Source organism: Deinococcus sp., assembly GCF_030523985.1.
Taxonomy (GTDB): Bacteria; Deinococcota; Deinococci; order Deinococcales; family Deinococcaceae; genus Deinococcus.
Genome location: NZ_JAUNHK010000023.1, coordinates 24,208 through 31,208 on the forward strand (window position 1 = coordinate 24,208; position 7,001 = coordinate 31,208).

The 7,001-nt window shown below is 65.7% G+C and carries 8 protein-coding genes; 4 read left to right on the forward strand and 4 right to left on the reverse strand.

The annotated features are described in order from the left end of the window. Positions 1-70 precede the first annotated feature (70 nt). Complete coding sequence (locus Q4C89_RS05455; RefSeq protein WP_303101591.1) at positions 71-1,204, forward strand: citrate/2-methylcitrate synthase; 1,134 nt, start codon at positions 71-73, stop codon at positions 1,202-1,204. Between the two features lie 96 nt (positions 1,205-1,300). Here Q4C89_RS05455 and Q4C89_RS05460 read toward each other — a convergent pair whose 3' ends face one another. Further along, positions 1,301-2,128 carry a DUF72 domain-containing protein gene (locus tag Q4C89_RS05460; RefSeq protein WP_303101592.1) on the reverse strand — a complete coding sequence of 276 codons (828 nt, stop codon included), beginning with the start codon at positions 2,126-2,128 and terminating at the stop codon, positions 1,301-1,303. An 89-nt stretch (positions 2,129-2,217) separates the two neighbouring features. Here Q4C89_RS05460 and zapE point away from each other — a divergent pair, with 89 nt between their 5' ends. Beyond that, entirely contained in the window at positions 2,218-3,279 is a 1,062-nt protein-coding gene (zapE, locus tag Q4C89_RS05465; protein ID WP_303101593.1) for a cell division protein ZapE, read from the forward strand. A 17-nt stretch (positions 3,280-3,296) separates the two neighbouring features. Then, positions 3,297-4,313 (forward strand): serine hydrolase domain-containing protein, encoded by a 1,017-nt coding sequence (locus Q4C89_RS05470; protein ID WP_303101594.1) that lies wholly within the window; start codon positions 3,297-3,299, stop codon positions 4,311-4,313. 82 nt (positions 4,314-4,395) lie between these two features. On the opposite strand, the gene Q4C89_RS05475 is transcribed toward Q4C89_RS05470, so the two are convergent. Then, a complete protein-coding gene (locus Q4C89_RS05475) occupies positions 4,396-5,232 on the reverse strand; it encodes a metallophosphoesterase (protein WP_303101595.1) in 837 nt (278 codons plus the stop codon). Between the two features lie 77 nt (positions 5,233-5,309). Here Q4C89_RS05475 and Q4C89_RS05480 point away from each other — a divergent pair, with 77 nt between their 5' ends. Then, positions 5,310-5,705: a hypothetical protein gene (locus tag Q4C89_RS05480; protein ID WP_303101596.1), complete on the forward strand. Its 396-nt coding sequence runs from the start codon at positions 5,310-5,312 to the stop codon at positions 5,703-5,705. Positions 5,706-5,751: 46 nt separating this feature from the next. Here the strand turns inward: Q4C89_RS05480 and Q4C89_RS05485 are convergent, their stop codons facing one another. Together Q4C89_RS05485 and Q4C89_RS05490 are read right to left on the reverse strand one after the other, a co-directional pair. Then, the gene (locus Q4C89_RS05485) at positions 5,752-6,291 is read right to left on the reverse strand and encodes a GNAT family N-acetyltransferase (protein ID WP_303101597.1); all 540 of its coding nucleotides are present in this window, start codon (positions 6,289-6,291) and stop codon (positions 5,752-5,754) included. 3 nt (positions 6,292-6,294) lie between these two features. Further along, positions 6,295-6,825: an AAA family ATPase gene (locus tag Q4C89_RS05490; RefSeq protein ID WP_303101598.1), complete on the reverse strand. Its 531-nt coding sequence runs from the start codon at positions 6,823-6,825 to the stop codon at positions 6,295-6,297. Between the last annotated feature and the right edge of the window lie 176 nt (positions 6,826-7,001).

Below are 7,001 nucleotides of genomic sequence, written 5' to 3' on the forward strand. Positions count from 1 at the left end.
CCGCAGCGGGAACGGTGAGTAAACAGCCCCGGACGCAGCGCAGCGGGCCAGATGTTATCCTGCGCTTACCATGTCGAATATTGCCAAAGGGCTTGAAGGCGTTCTCTTTACCGAGAGCAAGCTGACGTTCATCAATGGTGCCGAAGGCATCCTGACCCACCTGGGCATTCCGATTCAGGAATGGGCCGAAAAGAGCACCTTCGAGGAACTCAGCCTCGCGCTGCTTGACGGCGAACTGCCCACCGCCGAAGAACTCGCCAAGTTCGACGCCGACCTCAAGGCCAACCGCGCCATTCCCGAGCAGCTCGTGCAGATCATCCGCGACATGCCTAAGGGTGTTCACCCCATGCAGGCGCTGCGTACGGCGGTTTCCTACCTAGGTCTGCTCGACCCCCAGGCCGAAGAAGTCACTCCCGAAGCCCGGCGTGCCATCAGCACCCGCCTGATTGCCCAGTTCGCGACCATCATCGCCGCCATCAACCGCGCTCAGGAAGGCCAGGACATCGTCGCCCCCCGCGCCGACCTGACCCACGCGGGCAACTACCTTTACATGCTGACCGGCAAGGAGCCGACCCCCGAGCAGGCCCGCTTGTTCGACATCGCGCTCGTGCTGCACGCCGACCACGGCATGAACGCCAGCACCTTCACCGCCATCGCCACCAGCTCGACCCTCAGCGACATGTACTCCTGCATGGTCAGCGCCATCGGTGCGCTCAAGGGACCGCTGCACGGCGGTGCCAACGAAGCCGTGATGGACATGCTCGACGAAATCGGCACGGTGGACAAGGCCGAAGGCTACATCACCAAGAAGCTCGACAACAAAGAGAAGATCATGGGCGTGGGCCACCGCGTCTACAAGTACTTCGACCCCCGCTCCCGCGTGCTGCGCGACTACGCCGAAGTGGTCGCCAACAAGGAAGGCAAGAGCGACTACTACCAGATCCTCGAGAGCATCGAGAAGATCATCGTGGACCGTATCGGCTCCAAGGGCATCTACCCCAATGTGGACTTCTACTCGGGCACCGTGTACAGCGACCTGGGTATCAAGAAGGAATACTTCACGCCCATCTTCGCCCTGGCCCGCATCAGCGGCTGGTGCGCCAGCGTCATCGAGTACAGCCGTGACAACCGCCTGCTGCGCCCCGACGCCGTGTATAGCGGTGCGACGGACGCGCACTACGTGGACATCAAAGACCGCCAGTAAGGGGATGGCTGATAGCCAATAGCTCAAGGCTCAAAGGACAGGTCGGAGCGAGATGCTTCGGCCTGTCTTTGCTTTTTGCCATCTGCCATCCGCTCCTTACAGCAGACGCCCCCCGTCCTGTGGCTCTGGTGCCCGCACGGGTATGCCCCGCGCATTCAGCGCCTCGCGCAGCATGGGGATGTTGTGGAGGGCGTGGCCCTTGGTCGTGTTCTGGAAATAGACGTACAGTTCGGACAGCTCTCCCGCCACCGCTGCAATTTTCTCGGCCCATTCGTCCATTTCGGCGCGGTTGTAGCGGTAGTCGTGGCGCTCGCTGGCGCTCTGGCCTTCCCACCACGTCTCCCGGTTGCGCCCGTGCAGCCGCAGGTAGCCCACGTCGCCCGTGACATGCACTTGCGGCTCGGGCATCCCACCGACGGGTGGGTAGTCCGGGCTGACCCAGATGAGGCCGAACTCGCCCATGCCCCCCCGCACTTCGGGCTTGTCCCAGCTGGCGTGCCGGAGTTCCACCGCCAGTTCGTGCCCGGCAAAGCGTTCGGTCAGCGCTGCCAGATACTTGCGGTTGGCAGGCGTGCGGTGAAAAGAGTAAGGAAACTGCGCCAGATACGGCCCCATCACGCCCGCCTCGCGCAGCGGTTCGGGGCTTTGGAGCATCCGGTCAAAGTCGGCGTCGGTGGGGGCGCGTTCGTGGGTGAATGCCTTGTTCAGCTTGACGCTGAAGCGCACCCGCCCGCCCGATTTGCGGGCCATGCCCTCGAACGCCTTGAGGCCGGGAATCGCGTAAAACGACGAATTGAGTTCCACGGCGTCGAAATATTCGGCGTAGGTTTCCAGGAAGGCGTCCTTTTTGACCCCCTCGTAAATCAGGCCAGGAGCCGTCCAGTCCTCGTTGGTGTAGCCGCCGCAGCCGATATAAACGCGCATGGGGGAGAGGGTAGCGGTTGGGGGCCGGGAGCGCCCTGAGCCAAGCTTCACAACACCCCCGCTGCTCACTGCCCCTTACAATCTCTCCCGTGACCCGACCCTACGCCGACCCCTTCGCCCACCCGCCCGAAAGTTCGCCCGCTGACCTGATTGCCCACCTGACGCCCGGCGCACGCTTTCAGGGGGTACGTTTCGAGAATTACCAGCCCAACCCGCAGTTTCCCAGTCAGGCGCGGGCGCGGGAGTTGCTGGAAGGCTTCGTGGCGCAGGCGGGGCAAAGGTCGGGGGGCGGCGGCTTCTGGCCCTTCAAGCGCAAGACAGCGGAAGGGCGCGGACTGTACCTCGACGGCGGCTTCGGCGTGGGCAAGACGCACCTGCTGGCAAGTACCTACCACGCGGCGGGCGGTGGTGGGGACGTGGCGTTCATGTCGTTTCAGGACTTGATGTACCTGATTGGCGCCCTGGGGATGCCGCAGGCCATCGAAACCTTCCGCAGCCACAAACTGCTCTTGATAGACGAATTCGAACTCGACGACCCCGGCAACACCCACATGGCGAACACCTTTCTGGGCGGGCTGATGCTGGGCGGCGTGAGCGTGGTGGCGACTTCCAACACCGAACCCGGCGCACTGGGCGCGGGCCGTTTCAATGCCGAGGATTTTGCCCGCCAGATTCAGGGCATCGCGGGCCGCTTCGAGTCGCATGGGGTGGACGGCCCCGACTACCGCCACCGGGGAACCGAACCCGCCCAGCCGCTCTCGGACGCCGAGTTGAGCGACTGGCTCTCGCGCCAGAATCCGCAGACCACCGCCCTGCTCACCCACGAGCAACTGAACCGCGCCCTGCTGGGCATTCACCCCAGCCGCTTTGCCCGCGTGCTGGAGCAGGTCAGTGGGGTGGCGGTTACGGGCCTGGGGCCGATGCCCGACCAGAACGTGGCCCTGCGCTTCGTCCATTTCGTGGACAAGGTGTACGACCTCGGCCTGCACGCGGCCTTCACGGGTGTGCCGCTGGAAGCGCTGTTCGACGACATTTATCGGCACGGCGGCTACGCCAAGAAGTACAGCCGGGCGCTGAGTCGCCTCTCCGAGATGCTGCGCGAGGCGAGAACGGCGGAGGGCAGAGAGCAGATGGCAGATGGCTTGACCTAAGCTGAGGCCACAGCTCCATGTTCTTTTCTCCTTCCCCTCTCCCCTCCACCCTCCGCGCCCTTCTGAACCTAAGTGACGCGGAGGCACGGGCCGTCTTGCCACTCGTCCGGCAGACCTTCCGGCGCGGGGGCGTGCTGGGCGTGTCGCGGGGGGGGCGGTGGGAGGTGCTGCCCCTGGGCGGCGTGCCGCAAGGGGGCGTCTTCGAGCTGGCAAGCGTGACCAAGCCGTTTACGGCGGCGCTGGCTTCGGCACTGGTGCGCGAGGGCAGGCTGGACTGGCACGTGCCCCTCTCGGCCCTGGGTGGCCCGCTGCGGCGCTTACCGCGTGCGCTGACGCCGCTGGCGCTGGCGACCCACACGGCGGGGCTGCCCCCTCATCCGGCGCGGGCGACGCTGACCACCTTTACCCGTTTTTCCGACCCCTACGGCGGCATGTCGGCGGCAGACGTGCTGGCGAGTGCGCGGCGCTGGGCCAATCCGGGGCAGGCGGGGCGCTTCGTGTACTCCAACCTGGGGGCCGGGGTGCTGGCGCTGGGGCTGGCGTACGCGGCGGGCGAGGAACTGTCAGCGGCAGGCTACGAGCGGGCGCTGCGAAGGCACGTCACCCTGCCGCTGGGCTTGCCGGGCGTGGGCCTGCTTCCGGCGGGCGAAGTGGTTCGGCCCTACGGCGTGCTGGGCGGGCAGGACGTGACCGGATTTGCCGAACTCGCGGGAGCGGGCGGCCTGTTCGGAACGGCGGCTGACCTGCTGCGTTTTGGCGAGGCCTACCTGCGCGGCGAACTGGGCACCCACTGGCAGGAGATGCAGTTTCCGGCAGGACTGCCGCCCCTGTGCAGCGGAGTCGCGCCGGGCTGGTTCCACTCGGGCGGGGCGGTCTGGCACGACGGCACGGCGCGGGGCACCCGCACGGCCCTGGGCTTCGTGCCGCAGTCGGGGCTGGTGGTCACGTTGCTGGTGCGCGGTGCAGCGCCCGTCGTCGGCGTGCGGACCGGGGTGCCGCTGTTGCTGATGCGTTTGCTGAAGGCGGAGGGTTGAGAGGAAAGGGCGAAGGGTCATCTTCTCCGGCCCCTTGCCATCAGCCATCAGTTCTCAGCCATCCGCCATCTGCCCTCCTCCCTCAGCCCTCGCCCCTGAACCTCTGCCAACTCTCCGCCGTCCTGACTCCGCCCTGCCCTTCGCTCCATTCCCAGTAGGGCGTGTACAGGCTGCGGGCGGTCAGCAGTTCCTCATGGAAAATCTGGGCGCTGAGGCCCGTTGCCAGCAGGCCACTCGTTTCGAAGCGTCTCAGTACGCCGCTGCGGTCATAGTCCACCCGGCGCAGTTGCACGTCCCAGCCCTGCGGCGTTGCCGTCAGCAGCAGGTACCCGGCGCGGGGGTCGCCGTCAGCAGGAGAACCTACCGCGCCCGTGTTCAGCACCCGCACGCCGCCCAGCACCGCGTCGGCCTGACGGTGAATGTGCGAGCCGACCAGCACCCCCGCGCCGTGTTCGTGGGCCAGGCGGCGCACCAGGGCCGGGTCGGTGCGTTCGCTGAGGCCCCGGCGGTAATCCTCGGGGGTGCCGTGCGCGATGAGGACGCCCGGCAGCCCCGGCACGTCCAGCCGCTCGGTCAGGGGCCAACTTTGCGGCACGTCCAGCAGCCCCGCCGCGTGCAGTTGTTCGGTGCTCCACGCCGTCGCGCCCCAGAAGGGGTCGGCGTACCAGCCTTGCGGCAGCTTTTCGCTGCGCGTGTGCCACAGCCGCAGCAGGTCGTCGTGGTTGCCCAGTACGAAGGTCACGTCGCCGCGTTCCAGCAGCGTCTGCAACACTTCCACCGAGTCCGGCCCCCGGTTGACCACGTCGCCGTTGACGATGAGCCGTTCCGCTCCCTGCGCCCTGGCATCGTGCAGCACGGCCCGCAGCGCGTCGGCGTTTCCGTGAATGTCCGCCAGCACAGCAATTCTCACGGCAGGCATTGTAGGCGCAGAGCGTGAGGGCAGGGTCTAGGAACTCTCTCTGGTCGGGGCCGAACACCTTTGCATAGAGTGCCACCATGAAATTTCCTGTGCTGGTTGCCGCGCCTCTGCTCGTGTTAGGCGCTGTTTCTTCCGCTTCTGCCGACACCGTGACTGCCGCCGTGCGTTCCGAGGCGAGTGCGCTGGCCCGCCAGTACACGGGCCGGATCTGCCAGGGTGACTACGACCTCGACACCGACCGCTACAGCAAGCCCCTGAATGCGGCGCAGCTCAAGGCCAAGCGCACCGCCATCTACAACGACTGGAAAGAAGACCTCGCCGAAGACGCCCGCGAGGACGGCGATACCTACCAGATTCGCTTTCAGGACAACCGCGTGTGGTACTGGAAACGCGATGGCAAGAACGGCGAACGTGAATTCAAGGTCGTCATCCTGTCACCGAACGGCGAGCGCGAACTGAGCTGCCAGCTCTGACGCTTGCCGCCTGCACGCGGGCGAAGTGCGCTTGTTGAAAACTCAGTCAGGATTTGTCCGGCGCGGCTATCCAGTAGCGCCGGATAGGTTTTTCCTGGTGCTGCGGCACCTTGAATTCGCCTTCCAGCACGCCCCCGTTGGCCTCAATGACCCCGCGTGAGCCGAGGTTGTCCACGTCACAACTCACCAGCACGTCCCCGATGCCGATTTCCCGCGCCCGTTCCAACGCCAGCCGCAAAATCAGCGTGCCGTAGCCCTTGCGCCGCGCCGAAGGGCGGATTTCATAGCCGATGTGCCCACCGAACTCGCGCAGAGAGTCGTTCAGCGTGTACCGGATAGACACGCGGCCCAGATACTCCTCGCCCTCGACCAGCCAGCGGTATTCCGAGTGAACGAAGCCGTCCGGCAGGTCGTTGCCGGGTTCGTAGCGGCTCAGGTCGCGCAGCAAGCCTTCAAAATCGGCGCTGATGTCGTCCAGATTCCACTTGAGCGTGTCGCCCAGGCCGCTGCCCGTGGCCTGCGCCTCGCGCACCGCGTCCAGAAAGCTGCCCTTGTACTTCGCGGAAGGTCTGACCAGTTCGGGCATGGGTCAGGATAAAGCCAGGACAGCGGCCACAGTCTGCTCGGGCGATTGCTGAGCGTTGTCGATGACCTGCCAGCCAGCGGCCCGGAATTCGTCTGGGCGAAGTGCTGGGGCTAATGCGTCAATGAGTGGAACGAGCAGTTGAGGGTCAAAGGCTTTGCTGGTGCGTGCGGCGTTGCGCTGCTGGGCGACCTCGCGCCCTGGGGCCAGCAGGACGGGCCGCACTGTCAAGCCCTCCCAGTGGGGCGAAAAGAGGTTCAGGTCGCCGGGCCACAGCACGTCGTCCACCACGACGGCAAAGCCAGCTTCGGCGTAGAGGCGGGCGGTCTGTGCAGCGGCAGTGCGGGCGAGCCGAAATTGCCGCGCCGTTTCTGGGTTGGACAGCAAGCTGGGGTGAGCGATGCCTGACACGACCCATTCACGTAGGTCGTCCACCGGAAGATGCAGGCCGAATTCAAAGTGCTGCAAGAGCGCATGGGCCACCGTGCTTTTACCCGCGCCCGGACTGCCGCTGAGAAGATAAATGGGGGGCGTCATCTGTCCCCAGTTTGCTCCGGATGGTGTGTTTTGGCACCTGCCCGCCAAACCGTTTTGACCTCCGGCTCTGTTCCGATTCACCAGCCGCACTGGTCAGTCTGTCCCGAATAGGCGTTCAGCGGCACAAAATGGCGCGGGGCCGGGGCGTACAATTCGGGCCGTGACCGAGACTGCGG

Coding starts and splice junctions, on each gene's coding strand:
- Q4C89_RS05455 (WP_303101591.1), top strand. CDS start 71: ATGTCGAATATTGCCAAAGGGCTTGAAGGCGTTCTCTTTACCGAGAGC.
- Q4C89_RS05460 (WP_303101592.1), bottom strand. CDS start 2,128: ATGCGCGTTTATATCGGCTGCGGCGGCTACACCAACGAGGACTGGACG.
- Q4C89_RS05470 (WP_303101594.1), top strand. CDS start 3,297: ATGTTCTTTTCTCCTTCCCCTCTCCCCTCCACCCTCCGCGCCCTTCTG.
- Q4C89_RS05475 (WP_303101595.1), bottom strand. CDS start 5,232: ATGCCTGCCGTGAGAATTGCTGTGCTGGCGGACATTCACGGAAACGCC.
- Q4C89_RS05480 (WP_303101596.1), top strand. CDS start 5,310: ATGAAATTTCCTGTGCTGGTTGCCGCGCCTCTGCTCGTGTTAGGCGCT.
- Q4C89_RS05485 (WP_303101597.1), bottom strand. CDS start 6,291: ATGCCCGAACTGGTCAGACCTTCCGCGAAGTACAAGGGCAGCTTTCTG.
- Q4C89_RS05490 (WP_303101598.1), bottom strand. CDS start 6,825: ATGACGCCCCCCATTTATCTTCTCAGCGGCAGTCCGGGCGCGGGTAAA.